We start from the raw sequence: 18,116 nt of genomic DNA, 5'->3' as shown, positions 1-18,116 counted from the left end.
CCTATCTTCTTCGTTATAAACAAAAATACCCTACCGAGAGACTTTTTAAAAGTGTCTACTCGATAGGGTACAGTTTATTTTTAGGGCATGGGCTTTTTTAAAATTTGTTGTTATTTGTTTATCAGTCCTATCAGATAACTCTAGAAAAGGAATAGAAATGATTTACAAAAAAATACACAAAGACTATTATATTTCTATAGGTAATTATATCCTTTTTTTCCTAAACAATTGTTCGGACTAAATAACTGGAGGATCAAATGAAAAAGCACGACAAAATCATTTCCTTCATCTTCATACTTGTTATGATGGTGACGGCTATTTACTGGACCATTTCGACTCAGAGCTGGACCATGTTGGGCACCCTCGCTTCTGTGGTCTGTTTCGGGCTTTTTGTGCTATTGGGGCTCCGCACTATACCTGTATTGACGGATTTTGTTTTGACGAATCCAGCACATGAAGTGACTTGGAAGAGTAAGGAGCAGGATAGAAGACAGGCTTGGCTTTATATTATTGGATGGATATTGGCGAGTCGTATCCTGCTTATGCTCATCGGGTATTCATTTTTGATCATACAGAATGGCTATTCAGGTGGTCTGCTTAGCAAAATGGCAGAGACTTGGCATATCTCTGGAATCGATGCTTCTAGTTATCTGGGGATTGCCGAGAACTGGTACGTAACGGAGGGAGATCCAAAGTTCCATATTGTATTTTTTCCCTTTCTCCCAAATCTAATTAAAGTAGTTCAAGTATTCGTAGGCAATTATCTTGTCGCTGGATTCATCGTTTCCAATATCTCATCGATTGTCGCTGCATTGGTTGCTTATGAACTGGCAGCATTAGACATGCATCGAAAGAATGCCATGCGGGTCGTGAAATACATTTTCATATTCCCTGCGGCGTTCTTTTTCTTCATTCCGATGACCGAGGCTCTATTTCTGGCATTATCTTTGATGTGTTTATATTTTGTGAGAAAAAAGGAATGGCTGATCGGGTGCTTATGCGGTGCACTTGCAGCTTATACACGTTCTCCCGGAGTACTTCTGATTGTACCGGTTGCGATTGAATTTGGACGGGATCTGATGGGCAACTATAAGCGATTAAGTAAAAAAGTCTTTATACATAGAATCATCAGCGCTGTATGTTTTCTCGCTATCATATCAACGGGCTTGCTGGCCTATCTGTTTATTAATTATCACGTGACGGGAAATGTGTTTCAGTTCAGTATTTATCAGAGAGAGCATTGGTCTCAGCGGTTTTATCTCTTTTTTGATACGGTAAGATATCAGATGGAATACGCTGTGGGCACCTTTAAGAGTGGAGATAGCCGTTCTTTTCTCGGCTTATGGCTGCCCAATTTAATCGCTATATTCTCAGCACTAATTATCATGTTCATGGGTGCAAAAAAGATCCGACCTTCATATACCGCCTATTTCATCGTGTACTTTGCGTTCGTAGTGGGAGCTACCTGGCTGCTGTCAGCCCCGCGGTATTTGCTTGTTGCATTTCCACTAGCTTTTGCTGCTGTCGCGCTCACTGAAGAGAAATCAAAGGATGCTATCCTTACTGTAGTTTTTGTTGCGGGGAGTCTTTTGTATTTAGCGATGTTTGTGGCAGGATATCCAGTGTATTGATGAATCATGTTAAAATAGGGGGAACGCTTAAACGCGTTCTCCTTTTTTTGCGAATAACCTTATAGAAACGATGGTGGGTATGAAGATTGAGTACGACAATCAGGTGATCGAGTTTAATGTTCAATATGGAAATGGCAAGAAAATCTCCATTCATATAGATTCTTCAGGGCGTATAACACTCAAAGCTCCCAAGAAAACAAGTGAAGAGACGATTAAAAGCGTGGTTGAGCGTAATGGGAAATTAATAGTGGAGAAGCTGCAGAGCATTGAAGCGAACAGAGAAACGCCAAAGCTCAAAGAGTATGAGGACGAGGGTAAATTCTTATATTTAGGCAAATATTATTCGCTCCAAGAGCTAATAGAGACAGGGGATTTAAATGAGGAAGAGCTTAAACTTAAGCTGAAGAAATTCTATTTCGCTAGCTGTAAAAAGATTGTAGGCGAACGGATCAATAAATATCAGACACAGCTTAGAGTAAAGCCTAAGACTATTGACATTGTTGAGTCTAGAACCAAGTGGGGAAGCTGTAGCTCGGATAAAAAGCTAACCTTTAACTATCGCTTAGCGATGGCTCCAGTGGAAGTTATCGATTATGTAATCATCCATGAACTGTGTCATTTACTTCATATGAATCATGACCGCTCTTTTTGGCGAAAGGTTGGAAGCCTCATGCCAGATTATAAAGAGAAGGAAGAGTATTTAGCCAGATATGGGCGTGCTATGACGCTGTGAATAAAAGGAAGATAAGAGGTAAAACTATGTTCACTAAATAGAACTGGAAGTGTGGAGGTAAATGATGACACAGAATAAAGGAAATTCACAACGCCAGATTCGAACTTCAATTCTTTGTTTGATCTGTGCCTGCACCGTCCTATTAAGTGGCTGCTCTAAAGCTGCCAATGAAACCACACAAGTAACTCCAACGCCTATAACAGAAGCCACTGCACCTGCGGCTACGAACAATGCAACAGAACAACCCAATGCATCATCCGGCACAAATACAGAGGGACTTCAGGCGGATGTTAGCGTTCAGAGAGTCATTAAGGAAGTCACTTTAAAGGACGGCTATCATAAAAAGATTGAGCTGCTGACAGACGGAGGCAAGCGGGTTACCATTACGGATCCGAGCCAAAAGATTGTTTTGCAGCAGATTGAATATGATGGGAAGATTACTACGTCTAATGGTAAACAGGTTACCGTTAAAGTCGAAGGTGGGGGAGAGCAGACCCTAACCATCCCCGAACATGTAGTGATCGAAGATGAGGACAAGCTTGGACTGATGCCAGGTGTTGATATCGAGTGGACAGTGAATGCCGAGGGGCAAATCGAAAGTGTTGAACTGGAGGATTAAAGAGATACTGAGGTGGCTGGCTAAATGAAATTTCTAATCGTATTTGGCAGTATAGTGGTTCCCGTCGCCATGCTAATGATACAACGGAAATGGATAAAGTGGCGTATTGTTTTTAATGTAGCTTCTGTGTTGTCTACGCTTATTTTAGGTAATATTTCTGCCCTAGCTATATATGAAATATTAAGAGATAACACGGTATTTATGACCTCGATCCATGCGATTTTTTTGAATCCAATGTTCCTTTTAACGGGAGCTTATCTTGGAGTATATCTGGTCTATCGCTTGATGTTGATGACGTATGAAGAAGTATATGTATGATGTAGTTAAAAAAGGAGTGTCCCCGTGAAGGGACACTCCTTTTTTATATTATACAGCGAAAGCTAAGAAGACTTTCCTACAACGTTTGTTCCACTCTTCGTGATCTTGTACGTAAGGATATCACCATTCCACAAGTGGAATTTCAAGATGACCTCCCCATCTTTAACATCTTTAAAGAAGGCTGGAAGCAGCTTGATTTCTTTCGTGTTATAAGAGGGTGAGAACGTATTGCCGAACTCCTTGAATGGTGTCCAGTCTTGTGGGCCTGCATTGCCACCAGCGGTATAGACAGCCTCCATCGTGGCAAGCTGGTTACCATTAAAGGTAGTTGGAATCGCAAACGATTCAGTCGTACCTTTGGCATCACTTAATTTGGCAGTGTCATTCACGATGATCTTTAGTCTCCACGCAACACCTTTGTTGAATTTCAGCGTTAACACGGCATTTTCACCGTATTTTTGGGAAGCTGTGAGTTTTTTGAGTTGGCTGGCTTTGAGTGTGAGCTCCTCGCCATTCAAGGTGTAATCTTTTCCCTTTGTTAGATACTTCCCATTTGCACTAATCGTGGTTAGCTTATTGCCGTTTAGGTTCAGCTTCACCTTGGTGTCTTTGATCGCTGCACCTTTTTTTAGATAGACCAGATCGCTTTCAGTGCTGGAGGAACGTTCCTTCAGACCAGACATTAATAAATTGTGCAGCTCGGAATCGGACCACTTATACGTTTTGCGGTTGAAATGCTGCCCGTTATCCCAGAGCATGGAGGTCATTTTCTTTTCTTTTAAATAATAGGTAAGGTACTCGAAGAATTTCAGCTTCTCGCCTTGTTCAATCACACCTGTATCTTTATCGAATCCTAGCAGTCCAAACTCACCAACGATAACAGGGATTCCTTTGGCTACGAAAGTGTTGTAAACGTTATCAAAAGTTTGGATGATATCGTTTTTTGTATCTTTTTCAAACGTGGTGTAACCAGCGATATTCACACTGAACGGCCAGAAGCCATAGTAGTGAACGGTCGCAATTATGTTCGGATCGTTAAGAGCTATAATCGTTTTGTAGAGCTGATCCATTCTAGGTTGGGTAGGAGAAGTCTCTAATGAAGGTAGCACTAGCGGACGGACATCATTTTTTCCACCTGAGTTTCGAACGATCTGATGGAAAGAATTGTTGAGCTCTGCAAGCATTTGTTCCATCTTCGCTTCATCCGTACTTCCGCCATCCGTGAAACGAGGTTCATTAATGCTTTCGAACATCAGCTTATCGGATTTATCCTTGAAGCGGTCCGCAATTTGAGTCCATGCTGCATTATAACGCGCCAGCGTCTCATCATGCTTCTCTTCCATATGACTTACCCATAACCAGGAGTCGTGATGGACATTGATCATTACATATAACTTGGCGTCTAGCGCCCAGCCTACAACTTCTTCGACACGGTCGAGGTAAGCTTGATCAATAGTGTAGTTCGGTGCTTCACCTATGTGTGAATCCCAAGTGATAGGAATCCGGATACTTTTGTAGCCTTGTGCGGCGATTTTCTTAATCAGTTCTTGGGTCACACGCGGATTGCCCCAGGAGGTTTCATCCTCACCTGTAGCATCTAGAGTATTGCCAAGGTTCCATCCGGGCTGCATATCGTCTACATAGGATTGGATCTTACTCTTTGGTGCTGCCTTAGCTTGTTGCTCGTCCTTAGTGGCAGCGGCGGCAATGGATGAGAACAAAGAGAGCAGAAGAGCGGTGACAAGGGTCAATGATAAGAAGGATTTCTGGATTCGAGTAGTCATTGAATTCTCCTTTGTAAGATCATTATTGAGGATGCTTAAACCTGACCTTCCTTAGTACTTTGGTGCTTAAATGAATACGTACACCTCCATGAATTCGTTGTAAACGCTTACCAAATACCCTAACATAGAATAATTTCAACGAGTACCTTACTAATTTGTGGTAAATTCATATATGAATTAGTGATTTGCAGTGATTCCAAAGTTATGGAGGGCAATCCAGTGAGCAGATTTCATTACATAGGCTCGGCTACAGAGCTTCCGTTAGGAGAAAGAGGCAGTGTACCGTCAGCAAAGACATATAATGAAGTGAAAAATTCCCCAGAGTATAAGAAACATAGAGAGGCTCTGCGCCTGCAAGGTATAATTCCTTTGGATGACATCGCAGATCTGTCTCATTTAAGAGATGAGGACTGTCTTGTATACGACTCGGAAGAAGATGCAGCGGGTATTTTTATAGAGGAACTTGTGTATTGGAACGATGAGATTCGCAAGCATTTTCGGAGTACATATGTGTATCGGATTTCACCGAATTGGGGCGGCTTCTCTGTATCCCCTAAGCTAAAAGATACTCTACCGGGATCGTATAACGCCTCACTCAAGTGTTGTCGGGAGTTATTTAGGCTTATGACAGATTATGGGGTATCTGGTGCCGAGTTCGAGCTCTATACATGCTGGGCTGAGGAAGAAGGACTCCCACGTAATAAAAAGTATGATCGAATCTTTGATTTGGCCTCTTTGTCACTGGAGGATGGTTTTGAGCTGAGAGAAAAAGAGTATATTGTGGTTAAAATGATTTGATATTCAATAGGATTATCGCTAACTACTCGTTATACAAAAAACAAATATTGCATGACAAAAGCAACTATATTAGATATGATGAAGCATGGAAAAATTAATATTAGCAATAGGTGCCAATTATGAATGTTTCGGAAATACAATCATAGATTGGTTAAATGGAAAGCGGGTGTGAATCCCGCGCGGTCCCGCCGCTGTGAAAGAGGAGTCCTTGCAAGGTACCACTGGGAAACTGGGAAGGTAGCAAGGGTGATGATACTTGAGCCAGAATATCTGCCTATTTCTGATACACCGTTAAACTCTACGAGCGATAGAGAGGTGTTTGATATAGTATATGCCTGCTATTGTTGCGGTTCACTATCTTAAACCTCTTGACGTTATGTTGAGTGGTTTTTTTGTAGTGCTATGAAAGTTTATTCTGTTTTTTAACATAGGAAGAGAAGGGAAGGGTTATGGAAACATGAAGAAAAATAAGTTTTTAGCTTGGTTACTTATTGTAGCAGTATTTATCACGACGTTCTCTACAAGTGTAATCCCGGCTCATGCGAATGAAGCAATTGCCGATAGTACAGTTGTAACAACAGAGGTTGATCAAGCTCTAGTAGAGCAGATTAATGCGCTAGTACAAGAGCCAGATACAGAGAAGCCTACGATTTCAATAGAAGGTATACAAGATAAACAGGTAGTATCCAGTAAAGATGTAAGCTTCAAAGTAGTGGTTACAGACAATGTCTATAAAGACATTATTCCAGTAGTAATGCTGAACCAAGTCGTTCTGTCAGCTACTAATGGTGAGTACAAAGCATCTCTAAACCCAGGTAGTAACGTAATCGCAGTAACAGCTATAGATGGCGCAGGAAACAAAGCAGATAATGTAACCTATCAGGTTACTTATAAAATCACTGCTAAAGAACAGTTAGATAAAAGCTTGGCCTACATCGTTAACACCGTAAAGAATCCGTCATTTGGAACAGGTAGCGGAGAATGGTCGATTCTTTCTCTAGCTCGTGCGAACTACAAAGTACCTAACGGTTATTACAATCTCTATTACAACAATGTAGCTACGCGAATAGCAACGATAATTAAGGATGGAAAACTCGACGCTAGTAAAAGCACAGAGAATTCCAGAGCCATTCTAGGACTTACCTCTATCGGAAAAGATATCACGAATGTTGCAGGTCATGATCTAAGAAATGCACTCGCTGATTATCAATATATTCAGAAGCAAGGGAACAACGGTCCCATATTTGCTCTGATTGCACTAGATAGTCATAACTACGAGATTCCAGTATTATTCCCTGATCCTGATGAGAAGGGAGTTATATATCAAAGCACAAGAGAAAACCTGGTTCAGTACATCTTAGATAGAGAAGTTAAAAAAGGTGCAGCAGATGCCGGGGGCTGGGCTTTAGGTGTAACCAAAGCCGACGTCGATATGACCGGGATGGCGATGCAAGCACTTGCGCCTTATTACGCAAAGGATCCTAATGTAAAAGCTGCCGTGGATCGGGCGATTGCATGGTTATCGAGTGTACAAAATGCTCAAGGCGGATTTACAAGCTGGGGAAGCACAAGCAGTGAGAGCATTGCACAGGTTGTTGTTGCCTTAACTGGCGTAGGCGTAGATCCGCACAGTGACCCTAGGTTTATTAAAGAAGGAAATTCACTTATAGATGCTTTACTTAGCTTCTCTGGGCCGGATGGTGGATTCAAGCATATTCTCACCGGAAAAGTAGACGCTATGGCTACGGATCAAGGTACATATGCACTCGTATCCTATGATCGTCTGATCAATAATAGCAACCGTCTCTATGACATGAATGATGTTCCATTTGAACAACCTACTACCGTTGTAGCCAAACAACAATTAAATAAAAACCTTGCCTATATCCTAAACACTGTAAAAAATCCGTCTTTTGGAACAGGTAGCGGGGAATGGTCCATTCTTTCTCTAGCACGGGCCAACTTCGAGGTTCCAAGTGGCTATTACAATCTTTATTATAATAATGTAGCTGCTGAAGTAGCTAAGCTAATGAAGGATGGAAAACTCGACCCTTCTAAAAGCACAGAGCATTCAAGAGCGATTCTAGGACTTACCTCGATTGGAAAAGATATCACGAATGTTGCAGGGTATGATCTAAGAAATGCACTTGCAGATTTTCAATATGTTCAGAAGCAAGGGCTTAATGGTCCCATATTTGCGCTGATTGCCTTAGATAGTCATAACTATGATATTCCTGTAGTAGAAGGCGTTACAGATCAAACCACAAGAGAAAAACTGGTTCAGTATATTTTAGAAAAAGAAGCACCAACTGGTGGATGGGCGTTATTTGGTACTAAAGCCGATACCGATATCACTGGAATGACGATGCAAGCACTTGCGCCTTACTATGCAAAGGATCCTAATGTAAAAGATGCTGTGGATCGCGCGATTGCATGGTTATCAAGCACACAGAATGATCAAGGTGGATTTACAAGCTGGGGAAGCACAAGCAGTGAGAGCATCGCGCAGGTCATTGTTGCTTTAACTGGCGTAGGCGTAGATCCGCACAGTGACTTAAGGTTTGTTAAAAAGGGAAATTCACTGATTGATGCACTGCTTACCTTTGCTGATCCGGATGGTGGATTTAAGCATATTCTCACCGGAAGAGTAGATGGGATGGCTACGGACCAAGGTACGTATGCACTTGTGTCCTATGATCGTCTGATTAATCACAGTAACCGTCTCTTTGATATGAATGATGTGGTAATTGAACAACCACCTGTACAACCAGAGGGTCCGAAAGAATTTCCGTTACCTTCTGGTGATAAGCCGGAAGTTGTAATCAATGATGATGCTCATGATTATATCGTTCCGATCAGCACAGGAGATAGCAACAAGGAAATAACGGTAGTTATTCCTAAAAGTCAACAATCGAAGGTTAGTGTTAGTTTACCTAATAACAGCGATCTTCCTCAGATTGAGGCTACCAAAGGTGACGTATCTGTAGTCATTCCTAAGGGTGCAAAAGTTACAAGTGGAAATGCCGCAGCGATTGAACTAATGTCACCTTTAACAGGGACAGAATCTGCACTAAAAGATAGTCTGAATCAAATTATTCCTGGGGACAAGAAGCTTGATAGCATCGTACAAGCATTTTCCATGGGAGGCAGCGCAAGAGTAGAATTCAGTCAATTTATTACGTTAACCTTTAAGGACCTTAAAGGAAAAGATGCTGCTTATATTCAAAACGGCACACCTCATGCGATTCAAAAATTTGCAAGTGATGACTTAGGCTTAGCGAGCGGTAAGTCTGAGTATGCCTATGATAGTGGAAATGATTTAATCGTAAAAACCAATCATTTCACTGATTACATTGCGTATTCCTCCACTGCAGTACAAACACCTGGTGGTGACGGTAATGGTAACGGTAACGGCGATGGAGGAACCACTCCATCTAAGCCATACGTAACCCTATCCGTGGATAAGCTTACGATTAAGAAAGGATATGTTATTCCATCTGTACAGGTAGAGCTACTATCTGGTGACACAGTGTGGTCTGTATTCGAAAGAGTACTAGATAGCCGCGGTATCGACTATAGATATTCTTGGAACAGTACATTTGGAAGTGTGTATGTTGAATCCATAGCTGGTGATGGAGAATTTGACCATGGTAGCGGTAGTGGATGGATGTATAATGTAAATGGAAAATATCCTAATTATGGTGCATCTTCATATAATCTAAGTGCTGGGGACAAAATTCAGTGGCGATATACTACGAATTTGGGTGCGGATTTAAATGCACCAATACCAACTACAAGCCCTACTCCAACCCCATCTGCCACTCCTAAACCAAGTGGAATTCCAGGTGCGGGTGGAGGAAGTAATCCAGATGCCAACGTTGATCCAAATCCGAGTCCATCTCCAACAGCGACTCCTAATGACATCAAGCAAGTGTATAAAGACGTCGATAAGATCTCATCCTGGGCATTCTCAGCGATTGAAACAGCTACAGTAAAAGGGTACATCCAAGGTAACAATGGTCAGGTGAATCCGAAAGATCATATTACAAGAGCAGAATTTACTAAGATCCTAGTATCAGCATTGGAACTGGATATCAAGAGTGACAAAGGAATTACCTACAAGGATGTCGCTCTGGGAGATTGGTTCTATCCATATGTGAATGCTGCTCATAAAGCAGGGTTAATTACAGGATTTAATAATGAATTTAAGCCAAATGACAAGATTACTCGCGAACAAATGGCAGCCATTATTGTCAGAGCCTTATCAATCCCGGCTACGAAGCCAGGTACAGCTATTAAAGATATCAATACTGTGTCTGCGTGGGCAAAAGCAGATGTGGAAACCATTGTTGCCACCGGACTTATGTTAGGTGATAATAATCAGTTTAAGCCTAAAGAGCTTGTAACTAGAGAAATGGCAGCTGTTGTAGCTACTAGAACCCATGATTATAAGAGTGGCGACAAAGCAGTTAGTCCATACATTCAGAACACAGCAGCCTTTTTGCAAAAAACAGTAACAAACCCAGTCATCTCCTCGGTTGGCGGGGATTGGACAGTGTTCGGGCTGGCACGTTCTGGTGTGAAGGTTCCAGATAGTTATTACGCTAAGTACTATGCGAATGTAGAAGCAACCCTTAAAGAAAAAGCTGGGAAGCTGCATAGCGTAAAATATACCGAATATGATAGAGTTATTTTGGCATTAACTTCAATCGGCAAAAATATTGATAAAGTGGCGGGTTATAACCTACTGGAACCGCTCGCGGATTTTGATACTGTAATCAAGCAAGGCATTAATGGACCTGTGTTTGCCCTGATCGCTCTGGACAGTAATCATCACGACATTCCAGTGGTTAAGGATGTAAAGACGCAGACAACTAGAGAGATGCTCATTGATTACATTTTAGGCAGAGAGATCAACGGCGGGGGATGGGCACTAGGCAGTAATGCTACTGAGGCCGATCCTGATATTACGGGAATGGTTATTCAAGGCTTGACCCCGTATTACAAAACGAATGCCAAAGTAACGGCTGCTGTGGATCGTGGAATTGCTTGGCTATCCAAAACGCAAACAGCAGACGGTGGCTTTGCAAGCTGGGAATCTACGAACTCCGAGAGCATTGCTCAGGTTATTGTAGCTTTAACTGGACTTGGTATAGATCCGCATAAGGATTCCAGATTTATTAAAAATGGACGTTCAGCGGTAGATGCGTTGCTTGGCTTTGCTGCAGCTGAAGGTGGTTTTTATCACGTGAAGCAGGGTGGAGTAGGCAACGGAGGTGCGAAACCAGGAGAAGTAGATCTTATGGCTACGGATCAAGCGATGTATGCACTGGTTGCTTATGATCGGTTCGTTAAGGGTCAGACGAGTCTTTATGACATGACAGACGTTAAATAGAACTTTATTTAAAGAGATAAGCAAGGGTAGCATGTATACCCTTGCTTATTATTTAAGGTGGGGAACTTAAGAAATGAACAAGAAAAAATGGCTAACAGCGATACTAATTATTGGCGTGCTAGCGATCGCCTTCTTTTGGGGCGGGAATTATCAGAAGAGCCCGAACAAGGTTGCGAGTAACAGTGTTGAGTCTCAAGTTGTAGAATCAGCCAATGCGGCCTCCAATCAGAATGTTGATGTAGAGCCTGCAACCTCAAGTGATGCCGAGACAACGGAGATAGCTCCTACAGCTACACCTGGTGAAACAGCTAAGCCTAAGCCCGTTGAAACGGTAAAACCAACTGAAGAGGTAACGCCAACCGAAACTGCGGTAACAGAGGTTGAAAAGCCGACTGCAACACCTAAATCGGATACACAGGCACAACCGACCGCAACACCGAAAGCGGCTAAAACGTCCGTGCCGGAAACGAAAGCGACGGCAAAACCAGTAGTCAAACCGGATTCAAAAGTAGCGACAACAGAAACAAAGCAGGAACCGAAAAAGGATAAATTCCTTACCGATCCAGTACCGAGCGGGAAACCTAAGCCCGTGGAATGGCAAGATGCAACGGTAGATAAGAAGAAGCAATTAACGGCTACTTTGTCCGTGTCGGCAGCAACGATTTTAGATAATATGGATATTTTCAATAAGGATAAGGTTGAAGTATTGCCGGCAGATGGTAGCATTTATAAAGCGCAGAAGGTAACCTTTTATGAAGGTGAGTCTGTGTTTGATGTTTTGCTAAGAGAGATGAAGAAGAATAAAATCCATATGGAATTCAGTATGACTCCGATCTATAACAGTAATTATATTGAAGGCATAAATAATCTTTATGAATTTGATGCTGGAGAGCTTAGTGGATGGATGTACAAAGTAAATGGCTGGTTCCCTAACTACGGCAGTAGTCGTTATGTTCTTAAGGATGGCGATGTCGTTGAATGGGTATACACTTGTGATTTAGGTCGAGATGTAGGTGGTTATGTAGCCACAGGAGGAGCACAGAAATAATGAAGGATAGCTTTTCTACCTTTCATCCGTTTGTGAATTTTCTTTATTTTGTTGTTGTGTTGTTATTTAGCATGGTGTTCATGCATCCCATATTTCAGGTGATTGCTCTTATTAGTGCAGTGGTCTACTCCTTTATGTTAAAAGGAAAGAAAGCCATTCGATTTAATCTGCTGTACATGATTCCTTTTCTACTGTTTATGGCGGTGATGAACCCTGTTTTTAACCATCAAGGGGTAACCATCCTGTTCTATTTAAATAACGGGAACCCGATTACGAAGGAATCCATTCTTTATGGCGTAGCAGCGGCGTGCATGTTTGTGACGGTAATCATATGGTTCTCCTGTTATAACGTCGTGATGACCTCGGATAAGTTTATTTATATATTCGGAAAAATACTGCCGGCACTGTCGTTGATTTTTTCGATGGTGCTTCGTTTTGTTCCTAGATATTTAGCGCAAATCAAGGTGATTTCGAATGCTCAAAAATGTATAGGCCGGGATGTCACGCAGGGAAATCTTCTCGCGCGAGCGCGGAATGGGATTACGATCCTATCGATAATGACCACCTGGGCACTGGAAAATGCGATTGAAACGGCAGATTCCATGAAGTCAAGAGGATATGGATTGCCTGGACGTACAAGCTTTTCGATCTTCCGTCTAGATGTCCGGGACAAAGTAGCCCTCTTGATCATGACAGGCTTAATTGCGATGGTAGCCATCGGCGCAGCGATGGGTGAGAACACGATGAGATATTATCCGTCGATTAAAGCGAGCGCAATTACACCTTTTAGTATCCTTGTATATATCGCTTATTTTGCGCTATGTATGATCCCTGTGCTCATCAATATGGTGGAGGCAATGAAATGGAAATCTATCGAATCGAAGAACTAAGCTTTGCTTTTCCTGAACAAGAGCAGATGGCTCTTTCGAATATCAATCTTACGATTGCAAGCGGAGACTTTATTACTGTTTGTGGAAAGTCAGGCTGCGGCAAAAGTACCTTACTAAGACAACTGAAAACAATCCTAACCCCACATGGCAAACGCCAAGGGGCGATTTATTATAAGGGTCAACCTGTAGAAGAGATCGATCAACGGACACAAGCAGCGGAAATCGGTTATGTACTCCAAAGTCCGGACAATCAAATTGTGACAGACAAGGTGTGGCATGAGCTGGCCTTTGGCCTTGAAAGCTTAGGTTATGACAATTCTACGATTCGTTTGCGCGTGGCTGAGATGGCGAGCTTTTTCGGAATTCAGACCTGGTTCCATAAAAGTGTGACTGAGCTATCGGGTGGCCAGAAGCAGCTACTCAATTTAGCAGCGATTATGGCTATGCATCCCTCGGTTCTAATCCTTGATGAGCCTACCTCTCAGCTAGATCCCATCGCCGCTTCCGATTTTTTGGAGACGGTCAAAAAGATTAATCGCGAGCTTGGAACAACCGTTATCATGACCGAGCATCGTCTAGAGGATGTTCTTCCGCTTACAGATCGGCTGATTGTGCTGAATGAGGGCATCGTGATTGCTGATGATACCCCGCAAAGGGTGGGAGAAGCTCTAAGCAAGCTGAACCATCCGATGTTTCTGTCCATGCCCTCACCGATGCAAATTTACGCAGGCGTAGAGAATGACTTAGCATGGCCTGTTACAGTGAAGGAAGGACGCCAATGGTTGGATGTTTTTCTAGAGGATAAGACACCTGCAGCGATCGCTGAATCTCAGCCAAGCTCGAAAGTGGACGGCCCTGTAGTCATAAAGTTTAAGGATGTATGGTTTAAATATGATAAACACGGATCGGACATCATTAAAGATTTGTCTTTAGAAGTAAAGCAAGGGCAGTTCTATTGCATTGTTGGTGGGAATGGAACGGGGAAGACATCAACACTCTCCTTGATGAGCGGCATCCTTCAGCCCTATCGAGGGAAGGTTCTAATCGGTGGAAAGAACCCAGCAAAAATGAATGCCAAAGAACTGTTTACTAACAATCTGGGCATCCTTCCGCAAAATCCGCAAACGATATTTGTGAAAAAAACAGTCGAACTAGATTTATACGAAATGTTATCTCAGCTTCCTTTAACGAAGGAAGAAAAGGTGGCTAAAGTTGAGGCCGTGGTTAAGTTCGCAGAACTGGAACATCTTCTCTCGATGCATCCGTATGACCTTAGCGGGGGAGAACAGCAGCGGGCGGCGCTGGCTAAGGTGCTTTTGTTAGAACCAAAGATTCTGCTGCTGGATGAACCGACTAAAGGATTGGATGGACCTTTTAAGGAGAAACTCGCTTTATTCCTACAGAAGCTTAATGCCGATGGTGTTACCATCGTAATGGTCTCGCATGATGTTGAATTCTGTGCCAAATATGCGGAGGTCTGCGCGATGTTCTTTGATGGAAGTATCATCACTACGAATGAAGCCCAGAAGTTTTTTGCGGGAAACAGCTTCTATACGACTGCCGCCAACCGTATGGCGCGTCATGTATGGAGCGAGGGAGTAACGATAGAGGGTGTGATTGATTTATGTCAACGAAGCAGGTAACGGGTCGTCGTTTGAGTCGTCGAACTTTATTAGCAGCACTACTAATCTTTATAGTTATTCCAGCTACAATTTTGCTAGGTATCTTTGTCCTAGATGATCGCAAATATTACTTTATCAGCCTATTGATCGTCCTCTACACGATGATTCCGTTTGCGTTGGTGTTCGAGAATCGGAAGCCGCAGGCGAGGGAACTCATCGTCATAGCGGTGCTAGCAGCCATTGCCGTTGCTGGACGCGCAGCCTTTTTCATGTTGCCGCAGTTTAAGCCGGTTGTTGCCATTGTCATCATCGCAGGGGTGAGTTTGGGAGCTGAGGCAGGATTTCTGGTCGGTGCTGTTGCGGGCTTCGTCTCCAATTTCTTCTTTGGGCAGGGACCTTGGACGCCTTGGCAAATGTTTTGTTTTGGCATCATTGGCTTCCTGGCGGGCATTTTCTTCAAGAAAGGTCTGCTTAAAAAGACTAAGCTGTCTCTCTGTATATTTGGAGGGCTAGCGACGTTCTTGGTATATGGAGGCATTATCAATATAGGCTCGCTGATGATGTTCACTTCAGAGTTCTCATGGTCGGCTTTGATGACGACTTATGTTTCCGCCTTTTGGTTTGATATGGTGCATGCGGTCTCGACGGTGGTGTTCCTCTTTTTCATTGCTAACCCTATGATTGAAAAGTTGGATCGGATAAAAACGAAGTATGGGTTGATTGAGCCTTAGGTTTTGGAATTGGGTGTTTGGCGTTTTAAGTGCTGCGCATTGCGCTGGCGGACGCTCCGAGAACGGACTGTTGTTACAATCGCTGTTGTGTCCAGATTTTTTTGAATTTTTCCCCTAGGGTAAAATCCGTACACAAAGGCGAACGCTCCGCTTTTCCACAATCAGTCCGTTCTCTCCGCTGCTATCAGCGCGAAACCCAAACCCACATCGACGAAAGGCTTAAAGAACCCCCCTTCGGTTTTTAGCCGAAGGGGGGCGGTAGTACCTAGTGGCTGGAGGTTTGGCCACTATAAGATATTACAATCGGTATGGAATTCTAGTAGCGATGCTCCCAGATCTAACCTTAAAAAACAGGCGATGCTCCGGTCTACCGGTATCGCCTGTTTTTTGATTATTCCCTTACGATATCCATAGGCGCTGAGGTATCTTCAAAGGGCTTAAGGCTCTTTCGGCTGGGAGCAGATGGGGAGACTGGCAACCTAACGATAATCGTCGTTCCCTCTCCGATAGCACTGTCTACCTCTATCCTTCCCTGATGCAGAGAGACAATTTTTTTAACGATCGCAAGTCCGAGACCGTTGCCATTGTTGTTTCCGTTCCGCGACTTGTCTATTTTATAAAATCTTTGGAATACGGCATTAAACTCTTCCGGGGACATCCCGATTCCATTATCGATGATGGTGACGGATACTTCTCCTGCACTACTAACTATACTGATGCGAATATTCCCGCCTTCCGGTGTGAATTTGATGCTGTTGCTGAGCAAATTCATCCATACTTGCTTCAGCTGATCTTCATCACCCTTAATTTTGATCGCTTCCGGCAGTTCAAGATCGATAACAATGCCTTTGGCTGACCATTGGGGCTCACAAGTCACAACGATTGTTCTAATCTGCTCGTCAAGATTGAAGGGACTTGCGTTGAAGGGATGATGTTCAGAATCCAGGGAAGCGAGCTTCAGTAAATTATCACTTAGCCTCGACAGACGTTCACTCTCCGCAATGATGATATCAAGATATTCGCTGCGTTCCTCTTCCACGATTAAATCATGGTTCTGCAACGCCTTGGCAAAGCCGGAAATCGACGTAAGCGGTGTCTGGATTTCATGAGAAACGTTGGATACGAAATCCTGCCTCATCTGTTCCAACTGCTTCAGCTCCCCTGCCATCTCCACATAGCTTTGTGTCAATTCCCCGATTTCATCTATTCGGTTCACTTTAAGCTCCACCTCGAAATCACCCTTGGCCAGTCTTTTTGTTGCATTCGTCAGTGCTTTGATCGGCTCCACCAAATATCTGGCGGCAATAAGAATGCATACACTACCCAGCAAAAGCACGAGCAAAAGCACAAAGAGCACCATCCGATTAACGATATTTTCGTTCTCAGCAGAATACTGCAAGAACATCGCGCGCCACTCCCCGTCCAACATAAAAGGCATCCCGATAAAAATATCCTTATCTTCCGCGGAGGAACGGTAGAGCTTTCCTTGTAGTACTTGTTTGACAGCTTCGGGGGGGACAGTGACAGCCGGGCTACCCTTGAGCCCATAAAAGGTATGTTCTCCGGCATGATTGTACAGGTGGATAGGGTGTGCGGAAACCTTAACCATACTATTCAGGAACTCGTCCGTATCTTTAGGTTTGGCGTCATCATAGCGGTGAATGATCTCTTTTCCCACTACGATCATTTCATTCTGTCCCTCGTAACTTATTTGTTTCTGAAAGACATACAAGCCAATGAAAAAGGAACAGACTAAACTAAAGATAATGATGCCCAGAAACGTGAGAATGACGCGTACATACAATGTCTTGATCATGGCATAGGGATCAGCCGATATCCCAGGCCGCGGGCCGTTTCGATTTGAAATTGCTCGCCCTTGCCGCTGAATTTCTCCCTCAACCGACTTATATGCACATCTACAGTCCGGCCGTCTCCTTCATAATTCAATCCCCAGATTTGAAGGATCAACTGTTCTCTTGTGAAGATTTGCCCAGGATGGCTGGCCAGCAGAAACAGCAGCTCAAATTCCTTCAAAGGAATTGTGACCGGTTCTTCACCACGCGTGACCTGAAAAGTGCGCCGGTTGAGCGCCACATTACCCAACTGCACGGACTGGGAAGAAACGACCAGCGAGCGTTTAAGCAAAGCTTTTACTCGCATTACCAATTCAAGCGGATCAAATGGTTTCGTTAGATAGTCATCCGTACCAAGTTGAAAGCCTTTCACTTTGTGTGCAGATTCTGCTTTAGCCGTCACCATGAGGAGGGGGATGTTGGCATCCCAGCGCCTGATTTCTCTGCACAGATCCCAACCATCCAATCCTGGCATCATAATATCTAGAATGACGAGATCGACACGCGAGTTCTGTATAATGGACAGAGCTTTGGTACCATCCCTGGCTTCTTTGAGGTCAAAACCTTCTTTTCGCAAAAATAAAGACATTAGCTTTCGGATGTTATCATCATCATCAGCGATAAGTATAGTAGCCACGATTTTCCTCCTCTATTAAGCTTTCATTATATCTGATTTGTACTTGGCAAGTAATGG

Annotated in this window: 13 protein-coding genes and 1 riboswitch; of the genes, 10 read left to right on the top strand and 3 right to left on the bottom strand. The window is 43.2% G+C overall.

The window, feature by feature from the left end:
• Positions 1 to 257 precede the first annotated feature (257 nt).
• From PAENI_RS31690 to PAENI_RS31675, 4 genes are all read left to right on the top strand, one after another.
• Complete coding sequence (locus tag PAENI_RS31690) at positions 258 to 1,631, top strand: hypothetical protein (RefSeq protein ID WP_149647990.1); 1,374 nt, start codon at positions 258 to 260, stop codon at positions 1,629 to 1,631.
• 79 nt (positions 1,632 to 1,710) lie between these two features.
• Positions 1,711 to 2,364 (top strand): M48 family metallopeptidase, encoded by a 654-nt coding sequence (locus PAENI_RS31685; RefSeq protein ID WP_149647989.1) that lies wholly within the window; start codon positions 1,711 to 1,713, stop codon positions 2,362 to 2,364.
• A gap of 64 nt (positions 2,365 to 2,428) precedes the next feature.
• Positions 2,429 to 2,983, top strand: coding sequence for a hypothetical protein (locus tag PAENI_RS31680; RefSeq protein WP_188114769.1), 555 nt, complete (start codon positions 2,429 to 2,431; stop codon positions 2,981 to 2,983).
• Between the two features lie 24 nt (positions 2,984 to 3,007).
• Positions 3,008 to 3,301 (top strand): hypothetical protein, encoded by a 294-nt coding sequence (locus PAENI_RS31675; protein ID WP_042184951.1) that lies wholly within the window; start codon positions 3,008 to 3,010, stop codon positions 3,299 to 3,301.
• Positions 3,302 to 3,363: 62 nt separating this feature from the next.
• Here the strand turns inward: PAENI_RS31675 and PAENI_RS31670 are convergent, their stop codons facing one another.
• Entirely contained in the window at positions 3,364 to 5,085 is a 1,722-nt protein-coding gene (locus PAENI_RS31670) for a cellulase family glycosylhydrolase (RefSeq protein ID WP_149647986.1), read from the bottom strand.
• A gap of 219 nt (positions 5,086 to 5,304) precedes the next feature.
• On the opposite strand from PAENI_RS31670, the gene PAENI_RS31665 reads away from it, so the two are divergent.
• The 6 genes from PAENI_RS31665 to PAENI_RS31640 all read left to right on the top strand — a co-directional run bounded on the left by PAENI_RS31665 (position 5,305) and on the right by PAENI_RS31640 (position 15,569).
• Positions 5,305 to 5,883 (top strand): hypothetical protein, encoded by a 579-nt coding sequence (locus PAENI_RS31665; protein ID WP_149647985.1) that lies wholly within the window; start codon positions 5,305 to 5,307, stop codon positions 5,881 to 5,883.
• Positions 5,884 to 5,974: 91 nt separating this feature from the next.
• Positions 5,975 to 6,175, top strand: a riboswitch (cobalamin riboswitch).
• Between the two features lie 165 nt (positions 6,176 to 6,340).
• Positions 6,341 to 11,278, top strand: a complete 4,938-nt coding sequence (locus PAENI_RS31660) for an S-layer homology domain-containing protein (protein WP_262495811.1) — start codon at positions 6,341 to 6,343, stop codon at positions 11,276 to 11,278.
• 73 nt (positions 11,279 to 11,351) lie between these two features.
• Entirely contained in the window at positions 11,352 to 12,326 is a 975-nt protein-coding gene (locus tag PAENI_RS31655; protein ID WP_149647983.1) for a DUF4430 domain-containing protein, read from the top strand.
• A complete protein-coding gene (locus PAENI_RS31650; RefSeq protein WP_149647982.1) occupies positions 12,326 to 13,216 on the top strand; it encodes an energy-coupling factor transporter transmembrane component T in 891 nt (296 codons plus the stop codon). The genes PAENI_RS31655 and PAENI_RS31650 overlap by 1 nt, the downstream gene beginning before the upstream one ends.
• Positions 13,189 to 14,859, top strand: coding sequence for an ABC transporter ATP-binding protein (locus tag PAENI_RS31645; RefSeq protein ID WP_149647981.1), 1,671 nt, complete (start codon positions 13,189 to 13,191; stop codon positions 14,857 to 14,859). Before PAENI_RS31650 ends, PAENI_RS31645 begins: the two co-directional genes overlap by 28 nt.
• Positions 14,841 to 15,569, top strand: coding sequence for an ECF transporter S component (locus tag PAENI_RS31640; protein ID WP_149647980.1), 729 nt, complete (start codon positions 14,841 to 14,843; stop codon positions 15,567 to 15,569). The genes PAENI_RS31645 and PAENI_RS31640 overlap by 19 nt, the downstream gene beginning before the upstream one ends.
• A 391-nt stretch (positions 15,570 to 15,960) precedes the next feature.
• On the opposite strand, the gene PAENI_RS31635 is transcribed toward PAENI_RS31640, so the two are convergent.
• Together PAENI_RS31635 and PAENI_RS31630 are read right to left on the bottom strand one after the other, a co-directional pair.
• Positions 15,961 to 17,385: a HAMP domain-containing sensor histidine kinase gene (locus PAENI_RS31635; RefSeq protein ID WP_149647979.1), complete on the bottom strand. Its 1,425-nt coding sequence runs from the start codon at positions 17,383 to 17,385 to the stop codon at positions 15,961 to 15,963.
• Complete coding sequence (locus tag PAENI_RS31630; RefSeq protein ID WP_149647978.1) at positions 17,382 to 18,059, bottom strand: response regulator transcription factor; 678 nt, start codon at positions 18,057 to 18,059, stop codon at positions 17,382 to 17,384. The genes PAENI_RS31635 and PAENI_RS31630 overlap by 4 nt, the downstream gene beginning before the upstream one ends.
• Positions 18,060 to 18,116 lie beyond the last annotated feature (57 nt).

The organism is Paenibacillus sp. B2(2019) (genome assembly GCF_008370385.1).
Lineage (GTDB): Bacteria > Bacillota > Bacilli > Paenibacillales > Paenibacillaceae > Paenibacillus_AQ.
Note: the sequence above shows the minus strand (reverse complement) of the source record. Positions and strands in the feature narration are given on the sequence as shown.